This is a genomic window from Brachybacterium sp., from assembly GCF_036379615.1.
GTDB lineage: Bacteria > Actinomycetota > Actinomycetes > Actinomycetales > Dermabacteraceae > Brachybacterium.
In genome coordinates this window covers 1-17,745 of record NZ_DASVGJ010000036.1, presented here as the reverse complement: position 1 = coordinate 17,745, position 17,745 = coordinate 1, and the positions used below count along the sequence as shown (strand labels likewise).

Sequence of the window (17,745 nt, the reverse complement as noted above, 5' to 3'; positions counted from 1 at the left end):
CCACTGCTGGTGGGCACTGAGGACGGTGTCCCCGGCCCGCAGATACCACGGGTGCCGTGATCACCAGGAGCCCGAACAACGCCACGAGCAGGGCACTCACCAGCCCCCCGCGGAACAGTAGCGCCACGGAGAACAGCGCCGTGAAGAATCCGATGACGACGAGCGCCGCCGCGTCCTACAGGAGCGAGGTGCTCGATCCTGCACGGACGGCGACAGAGCGCATGGAGAGCCCTTCGTGGCCGCCGCGAAGGGGTCAGCCCTGGTTCCGGGGCTGCTTGACCGGCGGCTCGCCGAGCTCGACGTCGCGGGTGAGGATCTCCTCGCCCTCCCCGACGGCCAGCTCGAGCTGCTCGATCCGTCCCAGCGCCGTCAGGTCATCGGCGGCGGCTTCGAGATGGGCGAGCGCCGCCTGCGGGGCCACGACGGTGACGGACAGGATCGGGGTCTTCTGGGAGACCTTCGCGTCGGACTTGATGCGTCGCAGCGTGATCGCTGCCTGTGCCACGGTGTCCACGAGCGCCGCATCCTGACCGGCAGCGGCCTCCCGCAGCGGAGCGGCCTCGGGCCAGGCCTGGGTGTGCACGCTGCCACCGCGCCACCACGACCAGACCTCTTCGGTCGCGAACACGACCACGGGGGCGAACAGGCGCAGCAGCACCTCGAGAGTGATCGCGAGGGCCGCGCGTGCGGAGGCGGCACCGGCCTCACCATCGGGCGAGTTGCCGTGGGCGCGCTCCTTGACCAGCTCGATGTAGTCGTCGCAGAACGCCCAGAAGAACGGCTCGGCGACCTCGAGGCCACGGGCGTAGTCCATGTCCTCGTAGGCCGCCGTGGCCTGCTCGACCACGGTCGCCAGCTGCGCGAGCAGGGCCCGGTCCAGCGGATCGGTGACCACCGCCGGATCCGCCGCGAGACGGCCCGCGGGATCGGCGGGCGCCGCACCGAAGCCGAGCGCGAACTTGGAGGCGTTGAGGATCTTGATCGCCAGGCGGCGACCGATCTTCATCTGCCCCTCGTCGAAGGCGGTGTCCACGCCCTGACGTGCCCGCCCGGCCCAGTAGCGCACCCCGTCGGAGCCGTGCTGCTGCAGCAGCCCCAGCGGGGTGACCACGTTGCCCTTGGACTTCGACATCTTCTTGCGGTCCGGGTCCAGGATCCAGCCATTGATCGAGGCGTGCTTCCACGGCAGCGCATCCTGCTGCAGGTGGGAGCGCACGATCGTGGAGAACAGCCAGGTGCGGATGATGTCGTGGCCCTGCGGACGCAGGTCCATCGGGTAGACCTTGTCGAACAGGTCCCCGTCCTCGTCGATCCAGCCGCCGGCCAGCTGCGGGGACAGCGACGAGGTCGCCCAGGTGTCGAGGATGTCCGGGTCGGCGACGAAGCCGCCCGGCTGATGGCGCTGGGACTCGGTGTAGCCGCGGGGAACATCGATCGTGGGGTCGATCGGCAGCGCCTCGACCGACGGGGTGAGCACGGTGTCGTAGTCGGTCTCGCCGTCGGCGCCCACCGCATACCAGACCGGGAAGGGCACGCCGTAGAAGCGCTGGCGCGAGATCAGCCAGTCCCCGGTCAGGCCCTCCACCCAGTTGCGGTAGCGGGACTCCATGTACGCGGGATGCCAGGTGAGCTCCTCGCCACGGGCGATCAGCTCGTCGCGCAGCCCGCCCTCGGAGGTGTCGCGGCCACCGTTGGTGAGGTACCACTGGCGAGAGGTGACGAACTCGAGCGGCTTGTCGCCGTTCTCGTAGAACTTCACGGGGTGGGAGATCTTCGTCGGTTCGCCGACCAGGTCGCCGGACTCGGTGACCATCTCCACCACGCGTTTCTGGGCGCTGAACACCGTCAGTCCCGCGAGCTCGGCGTAGGCGGCCTGCCCCTCGGCGGTGGTGATCCACGGCGCCTCGGGCAGGAAGCGGCCGTCGCGCCCCACCACGGAGCGGGTGGGCAGGGACAGCTCGCGCCACCAGGTGACGTCATTGGCGTCGCCGAAGGTGCAGATCATCGCGATACCGGCGCCCTTGTCCGGCTGGGCGAGGGGATGCGCCAGGACGGGCACCTCGACCCCGAACAGGGGAGATGTGACGGTGGTGCCGAACAGGCCCTGGTACCGCTCGTCGTCGGGGTGCGCGACGAGCGCGACGCAGGCGGGAAGCAGCTCGGGGCGGGTGGTCTCGATGTAGACGGTCGCGTCCTCACCGGCCCCGGCAGCGGTGCGGGTGAAGCCGATGCGGTGGTAGGCGCCCTCGCGGTCGCGGTCCTCCTGCTCGGCCTGAGCCACCGCGGTGCGATAGGTGACGTCCCACATGGTGGGGGCCTCGGACTGGTAGGCCTGGCCCGCCTCGAGGTTCTCGAGGAAGGCGCGCTGGGAGGTGGCGCGGGAGCGGGCGTTGATCGTCTGGTAGCTGTGCTTCCAGTCCACCGACAGGCCCAGGGTGCGGAAGACCTCCTCGAAGGACTTCTCGTCCAGCGTGGTGAGCTGCTCGCACAGCTCGATGAAGTTGCGCCGCGAGATGGGCAGCTGGTTCGCGGCCTTCGCGGACTTGTTCGAGCCGCCCTCCTGCGGGGGAGTGAAGTCCGGGTCATAGGGCAACGTGGGATCGCAGCGCACGCCGTAGTAGTTCTGGGCGCGGCGCTCGGTGGGCAGGCCGTTGTCGTCCCAGCCCAGCGGATAGAACACGTTCTTGCCGCGCATGCGCTGGTAGCGCACGATCATGTCCGCCTGGGAGTAGCCGAAGACGTGGCCGATGTGCAGGGAGCCCGACGCCGTGGGCGGCGGGGTGTCGACGCTGAACACCTGGTCACGCGTGGTCTCCGGATCGAAGGCGTAGAGCTCCTGCTCGCTCCATACGCCGTCCCACTTCTCCTCGAGACCCTCGAGGGAGGGGCGGTCCGGGATCGTGGAATCAGGGCGCGGTGCGGTATCGGTCATGGGGACATTGTTCCAGGTCTGCGACGCCGTGCAACGCAGGCGGCGACAGTGTGAGCGCCCTCGCGTGCCGAGGGCACGCGCGGGGCCCGACGGGACTCGACCCGACCCGGCCCGACCCCGGCCTGGCCCGGCCCGGCCTGGCCCGGCCCCGACCCGCCCCCGACCCGACCCTACCCCCGGCCCGGCCCTGGCCGGCCCGGCCCCGGCCGGCGCTGCCGTCGTCGGATGTCGTGGGAGGGCCTATAGCGCCGTGAGGTGGCGTATATGCCACCTCACGGCGGCATAGGCCATCGTGTGACACGCGGCGGGGTGCCGGCAGGACATCGCGTGACGCGGGGCGGAGGCTGGCGGGCGTCGGGAGGTGCCGGGTGCTGGCGTGGCGGCGGCAGTCGGCGAGAGACGGAAGTGACTGGCTGCCGTGTCCCCGCATCTGATCCGCCCGCGCCCCGTACGGTGGGGGCATGGCTCTGGAACGCCTCGCCCTGGTCTCTGACGTGCATGGCAACCTCACCGCCTACGAGGCGGTGCTCGCCGATATCGCCGCGCGGGGCATCTCCCGCGTCATCAATCTCGGTGATGTGGTGGGCAAAGGACCCCGCGGCTCCGCCTGCACGGCGCTGACCCGGGAACGCTGCGAGGCCACCGTGCGCGGAAACTGGGAGGTGTTCGTCGCCGGTGACGGAGAGAGCCGGGGCGAGGCGCACGCCTGGTGGCGCGGAGAGCTGACCGCTGAGGACAGGCGATGGCTGCTCGGCGTCCCCGGCAGCGTCGACGTGGAGCTCTCAGGCCGACGAGTGCGCCTGCTGCACGCCTCGCCGATCGACGAGTTCACCCGTGTGCACCGGGACCACAGCGCGGAGCAGTTCGCGATGATGTTCGAGCCCACGCCCTTCACCGGCGAGCTCCCCCGTGCCGACGTCGTCGTCTACGGAGACATCCATGAGCCGTACCTGAGGTCCGGAGTCGAGGGGGTGCTGGTGAACGCCGGCAGCGTCGGCAATCAGCTCGACGATCCGACGCCCTCCTACGTGATCCTGGAGGGGCACGCGAAGACGGCGCGAGCCGACGGCGAGGATGTCCCGTTCGGGGTGCAGTTCGTCCGGGTGCCCTATGACGCGCAGACCGAGATCGATGCGGCCCGTGCCCTGTGCATGCCCGAGCTCGAGGCCTACGAGATCGAGCTGCGCACGGGTGTGTATCGCGGCGAGCATGCCGCGCGAGGGCTCCTCTCGCTCTGAACACCGATCTCGCCCTGATCACCGAGATACCGGCCATCTCCGATGCACAACCCCTGCCGCGGGCAGTCGTCTGGAGCGCCCGAGCTCTGGGCCGGCCCATGGGGAGGGGCGAGGTGGTCTGGGCCGGCCCATGGCGGCGCACGGTGGCATATATGCCAGCTGGCCTCGCCATAGGCCGCTCGGCGACACGTCGCGTGCTGGCGCTGGCCGGCGGAGGGGCGGCCTCGAGCGGGCTGCCGAGGGTGGCCTGACGCAGGCCGGGGCCGCTCGCGGCAGGCGCTGGCTCGCGCCCACGGCTCACGGCACCCGCGCGGTCCACTCTTCGGTGCCGAACTTCGTCTCCACCAGCGCGCGGGCCCTGGCGAGCTCGTCCTCGGTGTACTCGGAGCCGACGGTGTCGTAGCGGGTGCGGAAGAAGTCCAGGAAGCCGTCGATGATCTGGTCCCGCGCCATGCCCGTCTGCGATCGGATCGGGTCCACGCGCTTGTTCGCGCTGCGGGTGCCCTTGTCGGAGAGCTTCTCCCGGCCGATCCGCAGCACCTCGCCCATCTTGTCCGCGTCGATGTCGTAGCTCATCGTCACGTGGTGCAGCAGCACCCCGCCGGCGAAGCGGCGCTGGGCGGCGCCGCCGATCTTGCCCTGCTCGGAGGCGATGTCGTTCAGCGGGACGTAGTGGGCCCTGACCCCGATCTCCGCGAGGGCTCCCATCACCCAGTCGTCCAGGTACGCGTAGGCCTGCTCGAAGGTCAGCCCCTCCACCAGGGAGGTCGGCACCACTAGGGAGTAGGTGATGCAGTTGCCCTGCTCCATGAACATCGCCCCGCCGCCGGTGATGCGGCGCACCACCCCGATGCCGTGCCTCGCCGCACCCTCGGCATCGACCTCGTTGCGCAGCGACTGATAGGAGCCGATCACCACCAGCGGGGAGTCCCAGTCCCAGATCCGGAAGTGCGGATTGCGTCGCCCGGCGATCACCTCGTTCGGCAGCACCTCGTCCAGCGCCACGTGCATCACAGGCGGCAGCACCCGCGGACCGATCACGTCGAAGGTGAGGTCGTCCCAGCTGGTCGCGTGCCCGAGCGCCCGGCGCACCGCGATCGCGACCGCCTCGACGGAGAAGCCGATCATCGAGACCGGCTCCGGGCGGGCCTCCAGCCTCGCGGTCAGCGCCGAGCCGAGCTCTGCCGCGGTCGCCTCGGTCGGCATGCCGACCAGGGCGGCGTTCAGATCCTCGAGGGCGTCATCCGGCTCGAGGAAGAAGTCCCCGAAGACATGGGCGGTGGCGATCCGGCCGTCGGTGACCGTGACATCCACCGAGACCAGTTTGCCGCCGCGCACCTTGTACTGGCCGTTCATCACGGTGCCGTCAGCGACGGTCTCGTCGCTGTGCTCGTCCATGCCTGCTCTCTCAATGCCTGCTCTCTCCATGCCTGCCATTGTCCCGCATGAGCTGCCCGGCGGTCCTGTTCATGAGCAGCATCCCGGGTCGGCGGCGGCGGCACTGTTCGGCGGCGGCGCCTCAGATCGTGAGCGACCGCAGCGCGCGATGGACCTCCCAGACGAAGTCCGCGGTGGACTGGCTCTTGCGCGGGGCGACCGCGTAGGTCTCGGCGGGGCGCTGGGAGGTCCCCTCCCGGGTGACGCGGGGGATGAGGTTCGTCCACTCGCGATCCCCGCCCACCCAGAGGCGGTACTCCGTGCCGGACTCGTCGCCGCGGTGCAGCAGCCGCAGTCCCATCGAGGTCGCGGTGAGGGCGGGCTGACGGCGGGACGAGGCCGGTTCGAAACCGCGATCGCGCAGCAGCATGGGGTTGAAGAGCGCCCACAGCAGCAGGCGCGCCCCCTCCAGCTCGGGGGAGGCCGGGGAGCCGATGAGCTCACCCCGTCCTGGCGGGCGCCCCGTCTCGGTGCGCCAGGCGGTCCGTCGGGCGAGCCCGTCCAGACGGGCCCGGGCGTCGCCTCGTTCCTCGTCGGTCTCGAGGCGGCCGATGCCGAGCGGCACCGGCTCCTCCCCGGTGCGTCGGAAGTGCACGGGGGTGCCGTCCTCGACCTCCCCGAACTCGAGGCCCGTGCGGAGCCGTCCCACCCCCGCCTGGAGATGGGCGTCGGTCTGTCCGCGTCGGGTCGAGAAGTGCGCACTGGTGCCCAGCAGGCTGCGGCTGGCCTGCCGGAGCACATCCAGATGGGCCCGGAACTCGCGGGCGGTCGAGGTCTTGGTCAGCAGCTTCTTCGCGTCCACCGGGTACTGGACGACGGGCCGCCCGGCGTTCTCTCCCACCTCGGCGAGGGTCTCCCAGAGATGGGCGTGGCCGGGGTCGGCCTTCGGCATCCGTCGGCCCACGCGCGCCCAGCTGGTGGCGATGACCCCGTCCGGCAGCTCGCCGTCGAGCTCGTCGCGGTCCGTGTGCCGGGCGATCGCGACCAGCAGATGATGGGAGGACGGGCCCAGGGCCGCACGGATCTCCTGCAGGCGGGCGACGGAGAAGGGGCCGCCGACGCGCAGGGCGATCCCCAGGCGGGCGCCGTCGTCGGTCTCGCTCGAGGTGGGCAGCAGCTCCGCGACCAGATCGGAGGAGCTCTTGCGCAACCTCGGAGCAGCCGCGATGGAGCCGGTGGTGTGCTCCGTGCCCGCGATGGTGCGCAGGAAGGCGTCGCGGCTGCGCGGGGACATCAGCACGAACTCGAGCATGTGCCGCAGGATCACCTCGACCCGTACGTGGCGCTCCGCCGGCGGCTCGAGGTCCGGGGAGAGGGCGGAGCGATCCACGGCATAGGTGAGCATCTGTCCGACGGTGGCGTACGAGCGTGCCATGATCCTCCTTCTCCAGGACGTGCAGGACGTCGCTCCGCCGCACGGTAGTCGCTCAGTATTCACCCTGCATACGAGGTATCGGCGCAGGTCGTGGGGCTGGCGTGTCGGTCGGCGTCCGGCTCAGCGGCGATCGCGGGCGTAGATCTGCCGCACCAGGTCCTCGATCGCGGGCTCGGTGAGCGCGAGATCGCGAACCTCCGCCTGGCGATTGATCGCGGTGAGCAGGGCCGGCACGGTCAGCTCCGCACCGGAGAACGCGATCCGGTGTCGGATCCCGTCCGCCTCGACGGCCAGGGTGCTCGCCGTCCCCGGCAGGTCCAGCGCGGCGGCGGGTTCCTCGAGGTCGACGGTCAGTTCGCGGGGCGCGCCGAGGCGCTCCCGGAAGGACTCCAGAGGCCCGTCGTAGGCGACCGTGCCGGAGTTGACCACCACGATCCGATCGCACAGCCGCTCCACGTCCCCCATGTCGTGCGTGGTGAGGAACAGGGTGGTGCCGCGCTCGGCCCGGTCCTCCCGCAGGAAGCGGCGCAAGCCCTCCTTGGAGACCATGTCCAGACCGATCGTCGGCTCGTCGAGCACGACCAGCCCAGGGGAGTGCAGCAGCGCCGCGGCGACCTCGCCGCGCATGCGCTGGCCGAGCGAGAGCTGCCGGACGGGCCGGTTCAGGAACCCGCCGAGATCCAGCCCCTCCACCAGCCGCTCCAGCCGTGCCTCGCGGACACGGTCGGTGAGGCGGTGCATCGAGGCCAGGATCCGGTAGCTGTCCCGCAGCGGCAGGTCCCACCACAGCTGGGAGCGCTGGCCGAAGACCACTCCGATCTCCCGGGCGAGGTGGCGCCGCTCCGGCACCGGGTCCCGGCCCAACACCCGGACCGTGCCGGAGCTGGGCTGCAGGATCCCGGTCATCATCTTGATGGTGGTGGACTTCCCGGCTCCGTTCGCGCCCACGAAGCCCACCGTCTCACCGCGCTCGATGCGCAGGGAGACATCGTCCACCGCCCTCACGACCTGTCGCCGGCGACGACGGGAGCCCGCGACGGGCGCGCGGACGACGTAGTCCCGGCGCAGCCGATCCAGGACGACGGCCGGTGCGCTCTCCGAGGCGCTCCCGCGTGCGTCCGGCGGCGCAGTGCCGCCGGGCGGGGAGGTCGACGGACCATGGCGGGAGTGTTCAGGGGTGCTCATCCACCGGCTCCTGTGTATCTGCGGATCCCCGCGCGCCAGAGCAGAGCGGCCATGCTCCAGGCCAGGAGCGCGACCGGCAGGCCCAGCCAGCCGGCCCAGGCCGGGATCAGGGCCGGACCGGGAAGGTCCAGCAGCACGAGGGTGGGGGCGTAGGCGATCAGCGTCGCCGGGATGACGAAGGTGAAGAAGGCTCGCAGCGGCAGCGCGAACACTGCGCCGGGAGTGGTGGCGACGTAGTTGCCGCCGTAGGTGAAGGCATTCGCGAACTCCCGGCCGTCCACCAGCCAGAACTGCAGAGCGCCGGCGACCGTGAACAGGGCGCCGAAGAGCAACGCACCCGCCAGCGGGGCGAGCACGGCCAGCAGCAGCGTGGTGGGGGTCGGCGCGAAGCCGGCGATCGCGAGCGCGGTGACGTACATGCCCAGGCCCACCACGATCCGTCCGATGCGGCGCAGCGAGAGGTCCAGGCTCGAGATCTGCAGCAGCACCGGCACGGGCCGGATCAGCAGGGTCTCGAGCTTCCCGGACTTGATCTGGGCGGAGAGGCCGTCGATCTCCCCGAAGAGCATGTCCCCGATCCCGAAGGCGAGGGCGCCGAGCCCGTAGACCACCGCGACCTGCGGCAGGGTCATCCCGCCGAGCGTGCTGACCTGGGAGAGGATCACCCACAGCTCGAGGAACTCGGTGCCCACCACCAGCACCTGACCCAGGATGTCGGCGAGGAAGCTGGTGCGGAAGCTCGCCTGCGAGCGGATTCGGGAGCCGTACAGGGTCCGGACCATCCGGGCCGTGGAGACGGGGCGATCCGCGGGATCCGGCCGGCCGACGGGACGGGAGGATTCAGCCACCCTGCACCTCCACGCTCCGCACCCCGGCGTGCAGCATCAGCAGCGCCGCGGCGGTGAGCACCGCGGTCCAGCCCAGCTGCGTCCCCAGCAGAGGCAGCGCCTCCAGCGGCGGCACCCGGCCGGAGAGGGTGTCGATCGGGGTCTGGATCATCGAGGGGAAAGGGGTGGCCCGGGCGAGGGCGAGCAGCCAGTCCGGGAACCACACGATCGGGATCAGGAAGCCCGACAGCAGGTTCATCACCGCCGTGTAGACCACGGTCAGGCCTCGGGTCTCCAGCAGCCAGAATGCCGCGAGGTTCACCAGCATGTCGGCGAAGAACGCCACCGTGATCGCCAGCAGCAGGGAGACCGCACCCAGCAGGTAGGACAGCGGATCCTCCGGCAGGGCGAGGCCGGTGATCAGTGCACCGATCAGCAGCGGCGGCACTCCGCGGCCCAGCAGCAGGAAGCCGGCGCGTCCCAGCTTCTGCGCGTAGAACAGCCCGAGGAATGAGGTGGGGCGCAGCAGGTCGATCGCCACGTCCCCCTGGTGGACCCGCTGGGAGACCTCCCGGGTGCCGAAGGCCTCGATCGGGGCCAGCAGCGCCTGTCCCAGCCACACATAGGTCGCCGCCTGGGCGATCGTGTACCCGCTGAGCTCGCCGCCGGCGGTCGTGATCGCGGCGAACAGGATCGAGGCACGGATGAGGCCGAAGACCGAGTTGGTGAAGACCCCGGCGGCGGTCGCCAGACGGTAGGTCGAGTACTGGCGGAAGGACGCGGCGGCGATCGTCCAGTACGTGGGCACCCGCGCGAGCCTAACGATCTGTGGGACGTGCCACAAGAGTGCACCCGCGATGCGCCCACCTGGGATGGGATCTCTCTGCCCGCCGGTGCGCCGAGCGCATCGGCTCGGCCCGGCATGGGGACCGTCCCCGTCACGTCTACGCTGGCCCGGTTCCCCACCCTCCGCCTGTGAGAGCAGACCCATGACCTCCTCCTCCGACACCGTCGTCGACCCCTCCTCCCCGCCCGCGCCGCGCCGGAAGCGTGTCGGTCTGCTGCCGCGGATCCTCGTCGCCATTGTGCTGGGCATCCTGCTGGGCCTGGTGTTGCCCGAGGCGGTCGCCCGCGTATTCACCACGTTCAACGGGTTCTTCTCCGGGTTCCTCGGCTTCCTCATCCCGCTGATCATCGTGGGCCTGGTGACCCCGGCGATCGGCGAGCTCGGCCGCGGCGCCGGGAGGATGCTCGTCGCCACAGCCGGGATCGCCTACCTCTCCACGATCCTGTGCGGGCTGTTCGCGCTGATCCTCTCGCTGCTGCTGCTGCCGTCGATGCTGGACGGGGCGAGCATCGACGCGCTGGAGAATCCCGAGGACTCCGCGATCGCGCCTTACTTCGGGATCGAGATCCCGCCGGTCTTCGACGTGATGACGGCGCTGGTGCTCTCCTTCTGCCTGGGCATCGGCCTGACTCTGGTGAGCAAGGGCGCGCTCCAGGAGTCCTTCGTGCAGCTGCGCACGATCATCGTGCGCATCATCGAGGCGGTCATCATCCCGCTGCTGCCGCTGTACATCTTCGGCATGTTCCTGGGTCTGACCATGAACGGTCAGATCTGGACCGTCATCGGCACCTTCCTCGCCGTGATCGTGCTGGTGCTCGTCATGACCGTCGTGGTGCTGCTGGCGCAGTACGGCGTCGCCGGCTGGGCGATGCGCCGCAACCCGCTGAGGATGCTGTGGACGATGTTGCCGGCCTACATGACCGCGCTCGGCACCAGCTCCTCGGCCGCGACCATTCCGGTGACCACCGAGTGCGCCAAGCGCAACGGCATCCCCGACGCGATCGCCGACTTCGTCGTGCCGCTGTGCGCCACCATCCACCTGGCCGGCTCGACGTTGAAGATCACCACCTTCGCCGTCGCGATCATGATCGTGACCGGCATGCCGCTGAACCTCGGTGCGCTGATCGGCTTCGTGTTCATGCTCGGCGTGGTGATGATCGCGGCCCCGGGCGTCCCGGGCGGCGCGATCATGGCTGCTGCCGGTGTGCTCGCCTCGATGCTGGGCTTCGGCGAGGCCGCGGTGGGGCTCATGATCGCGGCCTACATCGCGATCGACTCCTTCGGCACGGCCACCAACGTCACCGGCGACGGAGCCATCGCCGCCGTCATGACGAAGCTGTCCAAGGGCCGGGTCTCCGGTGACCTCGCCGAGCAGCACCACCCGCAGGTGCACGGCGTCTGAGCCGCCGTCGGATCTCTTCACGGTCGACGGCGGCGGGGGTGGCTGCCGGGGTGGACCCCCGCCCCCACATCTGACACACTGCACATATGAGCAATCGTGCAGATGTCGAGGTCCGGGCCCTGGACTCGCTCCGTGGCCGCCTCCCCGCACCGGCCGCGGTCGCCGATGTCGCCGACGTGTTCTCCCTGCTCGGCGACCCCTCGCGGCTGCGGCTGCTGGTCGCCCTGCTCGAGGGGGAGCTGTGCGTGAGCGATCTGGCCGAGGTCACCGAGCACTCGGAGTCCGCCGTCTCGCACGCCCTGAAGCTGCTGCGCGCCCATCGGATCGTCGCCGTGCGTCGTGAGGGCCGGCGGGCCTTCTACCGTCTCGACGACCCGCACGTGCGCATGCTGCTGGACCTCGCGATCTCCCACACTGCGCACAGCGAGATGGAGCACCCCGAGCGGAGCGCGGGCAGGAGGGCGACCCCGTGAGCCACAGCCACGGCCCTCCCGTCGGCCACGCCGGCGGCGCCCATCGCTGGCGTCTCGCTCTCGCCCTGGTCCTGATCGGGGGCTTCTTCGTCGTCGAGCTGGTGGCTGGACTGCTCACGGGCTCCCTCGCGCTCCTCTCCGACGCCGGGCACATGGCCGCGGACGTCGTCACCCTTGCGGCCGCGCTCGCCGCGACGGTCATCGCCGTGCGCCCGGACCGCAGCGGTCGGCGCACCTTCGGCCACTACCGGATCGAGGTGTTCGCCTCCCTGCTCGCCGTGCTGATCATGCTGGGTGTCGCGGCCGCGGTCGTGATCGCCGGGATCGGGCGCCTGGGCCGCGAGGTCCACATCGACACCGGCCCCATGCTGGTGGTCGGGGTCCTGGGGCTGATCGTGAACCTCGCCGTGCTGGTGATGCTGCACGGCGGCGCCGGGGAGAGCCTCAACGTCAAGGGCGCATACCTCGAGGTCATGGCGGACACAGTCGGCTCGATCGGGGTGATCGTCGCCGCCGTGCTCCTGCGCGTCACCGGTGCCACCTGGATCGACACGGCGGTCGCGCTCGCCGTCGGTGCCTTCATCGCGGTGCGCGCCGTGCTCCTGGCCCGTGAAGTGCTCGGCGTGCTCGGTCAGGCCGCTCCGGCCGGGATCGACCCCGAGCTGGTGCGCCGCGACCTCGCCGCGATCGTGGGCGTCTCCGACGTGCACGATCTGCACCTGTGGACCCTCACCTCGGGGATGGAGGTCGCCACCGTGCACCTGGTCGTGGAGGCGGCGGTGGATCCTCACCCGGTGCTCGACGCCGCCCAGGAGATGCTCAGCACCACCCACGGGATCGCGCACGCGACCGTCCAGACCGAGCCCACCGACCATCACGGCTGCCTCGAGATCGGCTGGTGAGCTCCTGCGCGGGGTGCGCGGATCGCCCTCTCGGGGCCGACGGCGCACGCGTACGCTGAGCCCATGACCACCCCGAACATCTCCGACAGTGCGAACTCCTCCGACAGCGCGAGTGCTGGCGACGCCGTGAGCACCGCGAGCGCCCCGGCCCGCCTCACCGCCGTCGTCACCGGTGCCTCCTCCGGCATCGGCCGCGCGACGGCGCAGCGCCTGGTCGCCGACGGCTGGGAGGTGCTGGCCGTCGCCCGCCGCGAGGAGCGGCTGCGCGCTCTCGCCGAGGAGACGGGCTGTGCCGTGCTCGGCGTGGACGTGACCGATGAGGACTCCGTCGCCGCGCTCGCCGAGCGGGCGCAGGAGCTCTTCGGCGACACCCTGAACGCCGTCGTCCACGTCGCCGGAGGGGCACTCGGCGTGGAGCCCGTCGCCGAGGCGGATCTGGGCAAGTGGCAGAGCATGTACGAGACCAACGTGCTCGGGGCACTGCGGGTGACCCGCGCCCTGCTGCCCGCGCTGCGCCGCAGCGGCCGCGGCGACGTGCTCTTCGTGACCTCCGTCGCCGCGCACGAGCCCTATCCGGGCGGCTCCGGCTACAACGCGGCCAAGGCCGGCGAGCACATGCTGGCCCGCACCCTCCGGCTCGAGCTGAACGGCGAGCGGGTGCGGGTCATCGAGATCGCCCCCGGCATGGTCCGCACCGAGGAGTTCTCCCTGGTGCGGCTCGGGGACCAGGACGCGGCCGACGCCGTCTACGACGGGGTCGAGGAGCCGCTGACGGCGGAGGACTGCGCCGACGTCATCTCCTACGCGCTCAATGCCCCGCATCATGTGAACCTCGACCTCGTCACCGTGCGCCCCCTGGCCCAGGCCGCGGCGCACCGCGTCGCTCGCCACCGCGGGGTCTGATGACCTTCGGCGGAGGAGGCGCTCCCGGCGGCGGCATGGGCGGCGGCGGCCTGGGCGGCGGGGGCATGCGCGCCGAGGGCGCGGGCGGGCGGCCCGGCGAGGATCTGGGACTCGCGCCCGGGCAGCGTCCCGATGTGCGGCGCGTGCTGGCCCTGTTCCGCCCCTACCGCGGCACGCTCGCCGCCGTGCTGCTGCTGATCGTGCTGGCGGCGACCGCCGGAGTGGTCTCCCCGTTCCTGATCCGCGAGATCGTGGACGTCGCCCTGCCCGAGCAGCGGGCCGATGTGCTGGCCTGGTCCGTCGGCGGGCTGATCGCGGTCACCGTGGTCTCCAGCGCCCTCGGAGTCACCCAGTCGATGCTCTCCACCCGGGTGGGACAGTCCGTCATGCACGATCTGCGGGTCGCCGTCTTCTCCCACCTGCAGCGCATGGGCCTGGGCTTCTTCACCCGCACCCGCACCGGGGAGGTCCAGTCCCGCATCTTCTCCGACATCGGGTCGATGCAGGCGGTGGTCACCTCGGTGATGACGCAGATCGTCTCCGCCGGAGCGGGCGTGCTGATGGCCCTGGTCGCGATGGCGGCCCTGGACTGGCGCCTGACCCTGTTCTCGCTCGTGGCGCTGCCCTTCGCGGTCTGGATGAATCGTCGTGTGGGCCGACGTCGCCGCGAGATCGTTCGCGCCCGACAGGAGAAGGCCGCGGATCTCTCTGCCGGGATCCAGGAGTCGCTGTCCGTCTCGGGGATCCTGCTCGGGGTGACCATGGGCCGCACCGAGGCCCTGACCCGCACCTTCTCCGCCGACTCCCGAGAGCTCGCGGACCTCGAGGTGCGCTCCACGATGGCGGGCCGCTGGCAGATGGCCGTGTTCACCACCCTGATGGCGCTGTTCCCGGCGCTCACCTATCTGCTCGGCGGTCACCTGCTGTTCTCCGATCCCGACGGGCAGGGCGTCACCATCGGCACCCTGGTCGCCTTCATCGCGCTGCAGTCGAGCCTGTTCCCGCAGCTGAACGGGCTGCTGCGGGTCGCGAACCAGGTCAACAGCTCCCTGGCACTGTTCACGCGGGTCTTCGAGTACCTCGATGCACCGATCCTCATCCAGGATGCTCCTGACGCGGTGGCTCTGGACCCCACCGCGGTGCGCGGAGAGATCCGCTTCGAGGCCGTCACCTTCGCCTATCCCGGATCCGAGGAGCCGGCCCTGCACGGACTGGAGCTGGTGGTCCCGGCCGGGAAGCACACCGCCCTGGTGGGAGCGACCGGCTCCGGCAAGACCACCACCGGCTATCTGATGGCCCGGCTCTACGAGCCGACCGCCGGGCGGATCACCCTGGACGGTCACGAGCTGCGGGAGATCACCATGGAATCCCTCGCCGCGAGCATCGGCGTGGTCACGCAGGAGACCTATCTGCTGCACGCGAGCGTCGCGGAGAACCTGCGCTTCGCCCGGCCCGGGGCGAGCGAGGAGGAGCTCGTGGCCGCCTGCCGGATCGCCCAGATCCACGACCACATCATGAGCCTTCCTGACGGGTACGGCACCGTGGTGGGGGAGCGGGGCTACCGCTTCTCCGGCGGGGAGAAGCAGCGCCTGGCGCTGGCCCGCACGATCCTGCGCGACCCTCCAGTGCTGCTGCTGGACGAGGCGACCTCCGCCCTCGACGTCGCCACCGAGCGCGCGATGTCCGGGGCACTGGGTGCCGCCGCACGCGGTCGCACCACCGTCTCGATCGCACACCGCCTCTCGACCATCCGCCATGCGGACCAGATCCTGGTGATGGAGGCCGGGCGCATCGTGGAGCGCGGCACCTACGAGGAGCTGGTGGCCGCCGGCGGACTCTTCTCCCAGCTCGCTCGGCAGGACGCCTGGCGCGAGGACGAGGCGGAGTCGGCGCCGGGCGATTGAGAGTCGGGCGATCGGGAGCTGGGCGATCGGGCGCTGGGTGATCGGGCACCGAGCGGTCAGGCGCAGAGTGATCAGGCACCGAGCGGTCAGGCGCTGAGCGGTCAGGAGCCGAGCGATGGGGAGCCGAGCGACCGGGCTCCGGGTGTTCGGCGGCCGAAGGAGGGGGACCCGGGTGTACGACCAAAGGGGGAGGCGCATCTCCACCCTGCGCAGGATGTGGGGGCCATGCCGTCCGGGAGATGATCGGGACATCGGAGCTCGTCCCGCACCGTGCGGGGGCTCCCACCGCCGCAACGCTCCTGGATCACCAGGGCGGAGAGGACCCCAGCATGGCGATCACGCATCCCCAGGACGCCGCACACCGGCTGCGCGGGCCCAAGCCCGCCATGGGTCGCCCGATGCTCTTCTCGCTCCTGCTGGCCGTGGCCGCGCTCGGGGTGCTCATCCTGCTGGTGACCGGTCCGAGCCTCGCACTGCCCCTCGCGATCGGGAGCGCCGCGGCCTTGATCGTCCTGGTGGTGACGGCGTGGATCGTCGCCGGCCCCAGGCTCTGATCCCCGGGCTCTGAACCCTGGGCTCTGAGCGCCGCGTCCGCTCAGCCGGCGCGGCGACTCACGGCGTGAGCGCGGCCGGGAGAATGCTCAGACGTCGATCTCGATCTCGCCCTCACCCCGCGAGACGCAGGTGATCATCTGATCCTCCTGCTCGTCCTCCATGAGGAACTCGTCCATGTGCTCGACCTCGCCGGAGACCAGCGGCACCACGCAGGTCCCGCAGACGCCGCCCTCGCAGGAGTAGTCCATCGAGACGCCGGCGTCGAGCAGTGACTGGAGGAGGGATTGACCTTCGCCGACCTCGACCGTGATCCCGGACTTCAGGCACTTGGCGGTAAAGGGCTCTCCGAACATCGACAACCTCGCTGCTTCTGCGTCGTCCGCCCCGGATCAGGGCGGAACCGTGGAGGTCCCAGTGTTCCACGACATCCGGGCCGCGACGAGGTGACCCGTGCCTCCTCCGGCTCGGCCGTCGCCGGCCGGAGACTCGCCCAGCGGCCCAGCGGCCCAGCGGCCCAGCGGCCCAGCGGCTCAGCGGCTCAGCGGCTCAGCGGCTCAGCGGTCCTCGTCGCCGGGACGCGGGGCCGTGAGCGGGGGCGAGGTGAGCGGTGCCGGGGAGGAGACCGCGGCGCGCGGCGGCGCGGCGGTGGTGGGGGTGGGGGAGACCGCCAGGGCGGACGGTCCGAAGCTGAGGACCAGCAGCGCCGCAGCGCCCATCGCGGAGGTGCCGGCCGTCGCGCGCAACCGTCGGGGTCGGGGGTGATCGTCCATCTCGTCTCCTCCAGCTGGGGCGGCGGCACCCTCGTGCCGTCGGACCCCATTCGACCGTCCTCAGCTGGGCAGGTGCTGTGCATCAGGCACTGATCCGCTGGGATCACGGCGGCGGCGGCCTGCCCGTGGCCGTCTCCTGCCGGGGCACCGCCTGTGCGTCCGGCTGTTCCCCGTGTCTCGTCGGCCCGGAGCAGGGGTGACCGCGGCTCGGCGGGCACGTACACTGCTCGCCATCGGCATCGACCCGGCCATCACCGGAGAGCCGCGGGAAGAACCGCTCACCGCCCTCGGGCTCGAGCGCAGTAGAACCCGCCGGGACCAGCCCGTCACAGCTGAGGAACAAGGGGAGGCCCCTGCGTCGCATCCGTCGGCGCGAGGCATCAACCGAGGTGGTACCGCGCCACCGACCCCCGGGTCGGGAAGCGTCCTCGGAGCGCATGCCGTCCTTTCGCCGCCCCTGACGTTCCTCGGAGGTCCGCCCCCATGGTCTACCCGGTCACCGGAGACTCCCTCGTCCCCTCGCCGAACCTGCCCGCGCTCGAGAACGCGATCCAGGAGTTCTGGCGCACCGACGACACCTTCCGCGCCTCGATCGCGCAGCGCGAGGGCGCCGAGGAGTTCGTCTTCTACGACGGCCCGCCCTTCGCCAACGGGCTGCCGCACTACGGCCACCTGCTCACCGGTTTCGTCAAGGACGTCATCCCGCGCTTCCGCACCATGTGCGGGAACAAGGTGGACCGCCGATTCGGATGGGACACCCATGGCCTGCCCGCCGAGCTCGAGGCGATGCGGGAGCTCGGCATGACCGAGAAGTCCGAGATCGAGGCGATGGGGCTCAAGGAGTTCAACAACGCCGCCCAGGCGTCGGTGCTGAAGTACACCAAGGAGTGGGAGGACTATGTCACCCGCCAGGCCCGGTGGGTCGACTTCGAGAACGACTACAAGACCCTCGACGTCACCTTTATGGAGTCGGTGCTGTGGGCGTTCAAGACCCT

General features: G+C 71.0%; 16 protein-coding genes. 8 read left to right on the top strand and 8 right to left on the bottom strand.

What is annotated here, in order from left to right; all coding sequences use genetic code 11:
* Window positions 1-253: 253 nt before the first annotated feature.
* Window positions 254-2,932: a valine--tRNA ligase gene (gene valS, locus VF289_RS06590; RefSeq protein ID WP_330882325.1), complete on the bottom strand. Its 2,679-nt coding sequence runs from the start codon at window positions 2,930-2,932 to the stop codon at window positions 254-256.
* 461 nt (window positions 2,933-3,393) lie between these two features.
* Between valS and VF289_RS06585 the strand changes: the two genes are divergently transcribed.
* Window positions 3,394-4,170, top strand: coding sequence for a metallophosphoesterase family protein (locus tag VF289_RS06585; protein WP_330882323.1), 777 nt, complete (start codon window positions 3,394-3,396; stop codon window positions 4,168-4,170).
* 297 nt (window positions 4,171-4,467) lie between these two features.
* Here the strand turns inward: VF289_RS06585 and VF289_RS06580 are convergent, their stop codons facing one another.
* The 5 genes from VF289_RS06580 to VF289_RS06560 all read right to left on the bottom strand — a co-directional run bounded on the left by VF289_RS06580 (window position 4,468) and on the right by VF289_RS06560 (window position 9,802).
* Window positions 4,468-5,526, bottom strand: a complete 1,059-nt coding sequence (locus VF289_RS06580; protein ID WP_330882560.1) for a lipoyl protein ligase domain-containing protein — start codon at window positions 5,524-5,526, stop codon at window positions 4,468-4,470.
* A 163-nt stretch (window positions 5,527-5,689) separates the two neighbouring features.
* Window positions 5,690-6,982, bottom strand: a complete 1,293-nt coding sequence (locus VF289_RS06575; protein WP_330882321.1) for a hypothetical protein — start codon at window positions 6,980-6,982, stop codon at window positions 5,690-5,692.
* Between the two features lie 120 nt (window positions 6,983-7,102).
* The gene (locus tag VF289_RS06570) at window positions 7,103-8,167 is read right to left on the bottom strand and encodes an ABC transporter ATP-binding protein (protein ID WP_330882319.1); all 1,065 of its coding nucleotides are present in this window, start codon (window positions 8,165-8,167) and stop codon (window positions 7,103-7,105) included.
* Window positions 8,164-9,015: an ABC transporter permease gene (locus VF289_RS06565; RefSeq protein ID WP_330882317.1), complete on the bottom strand. Its 852-nt coding sequence runs from the start codon at window positions 9,013-9,015 to the stop codon at window positions 8,164-8,166. The genes VF289_RS06570 and VF289_RS06565 overlap by 4 nt, the downstream gene beginning before the upstream one ends.
* Window positions 9,008-9,802: an ABC transporter permease gene (locus tag VF289_RS06560; protein ID WP_330882316.1), complete on the bottom strand. Its 795-nt coding sequence runs from the start codon at window positions 9,800-9,802 to the stop codon at window positions 9,008-9,010. The genes VF289_RS06565 and VF289_RS06560 overlap by 8 nt, the downstream gene beginning before the upstream one ends.
* Window positions 9,803-9,983: 181 nt before the next feature.
* Here VF289_RS06560 and VF289_RS06555 point away from each other — a divergent pair, with 181 nt between their 5' ends.
* The 6 genes from VF289_RS06555 to VF289_RS06530 all read left to right on the top strand — a co-directional run bounded on the left by VF289_RS06555 (window position 9,984) and on the right by VF289_RS06530 (window position 15,979).
* Complete coding sequence (locus VF289_RS06555) at window positions 9,984-11,243, top strand: dicarboxylate/amino acid:cation symporter (protein ID WP_330882314.1); 1,260 nt, start codon at window positions 9,984-9,986, stop codon at window positions 11,241-11,243.
* Between the two features lie 86 nt (window positions 11,244-11,329).
* The gene (locus VF289_RS06550; RefSeq protein WP_330882312.1) at window positions 11,330-11,716 is read left to right on the top strand and encodes a metalloregulator ArsR/SmtB family transcription factor; all 387 of its coding nucleotides are present in this window, start codon (window positions 11,330-11,332) and stop codon (window positions 11,714-11,716) included.
* Entirely contained in the window at window positions 11,713-12,618 is a 906-nt protein-coding gene (locus tag VF289_RS06545) for a cation diffusion facilitator family transporter (RefSeq protein WP_330882310.1), read from the top strand. Before VF289_RS06550 ends, VF289_RS06545 begins: the two co-directional genes overlap by 4 nt.
* A gap of 63 nt (window positions 12,619-12,681) precedes the next feature.
* On the top strand, window positions 12,682-13,521 hold the full coding sequence (locus VF289_RS06540) for an SDR family oxidoreductase (RefSeq protein ID WP_330882308.1): 840 nt from the start codon (window positions 12,682-12,684) through the stop codon (window positions 13,519-13,521).
* Window positions 13,521-15,425, top strand: coding sequence for an ABC transporter ATP-binding protein (locus tag VF289_RS06535; RefSeq protein WP_330882306.1), 1,905 nt, complete (start codon window positions 13,521-13,523; stop codon window positions 15,423-15,425). Before VF289_RS06540 ends, VF289_RS06535 begins: the two co-directional genes overlap by 1 nt.
* Before the next feature lie 329 nt (window positions 15,426-15,754).
* A complete protein-coding gene (locus tag VF289_RS06530) occupies window positions 15,755-15,979 on the top strand; it encodes a hypothetical protein (RefSeq protein ID WP_330882304.1) in 225 nt (74 codons plus the stop codon).
* Window positions 15,980-16,066: 87 nt separating this feature from the next.
* Here the strand turns inward: VF289_RS06530 and VF289_RS06525 are convergent, their stop codons facing one another.
* Together VF289_RS06525 and VF289_RS06520 are read right to left on the bottom strand one after the other, a co-directional pair.
* Window positions 16,067-16,333, bottom strand: coding sequence for a 2Fe-2S iron-sulfur cluster binding domain-containing protein (locus VF289_RS06525; RefSeq protein ID WP_330882302.1), 267 nt, complete (start codon window positions 16,331-16,333; stop codon window positions 16,067-16,069).
* 201 nt (window positions 16,334-16,534) lie between these two features.
* The gene (locus VF289_RS06520) at window positions 16,535-16,750 is read right to left on the bottom strand and encodes a hypothetical protein (RefSeq protein ID WP_330882300.1); all 216 of its coding nucleotides are present in this window, start codon (window positions 16,748-16,750) and stop codon (window positions 16,535-16,537) included.
* 483 nt (window positions 16,751-17,233) lie between these two features.
* On the opposite strand from VF289_RS06520, the gene VF289_RS06515 reads away from it, so the two are divergent.
* The coding region (locus VF289_RS06515; RefSeq protein ID WP_330882299.1) for a class I tRNA ligase family protein at window positions 17,234-17,745 on the top strand (512 nt) is incomplete at its 3' end.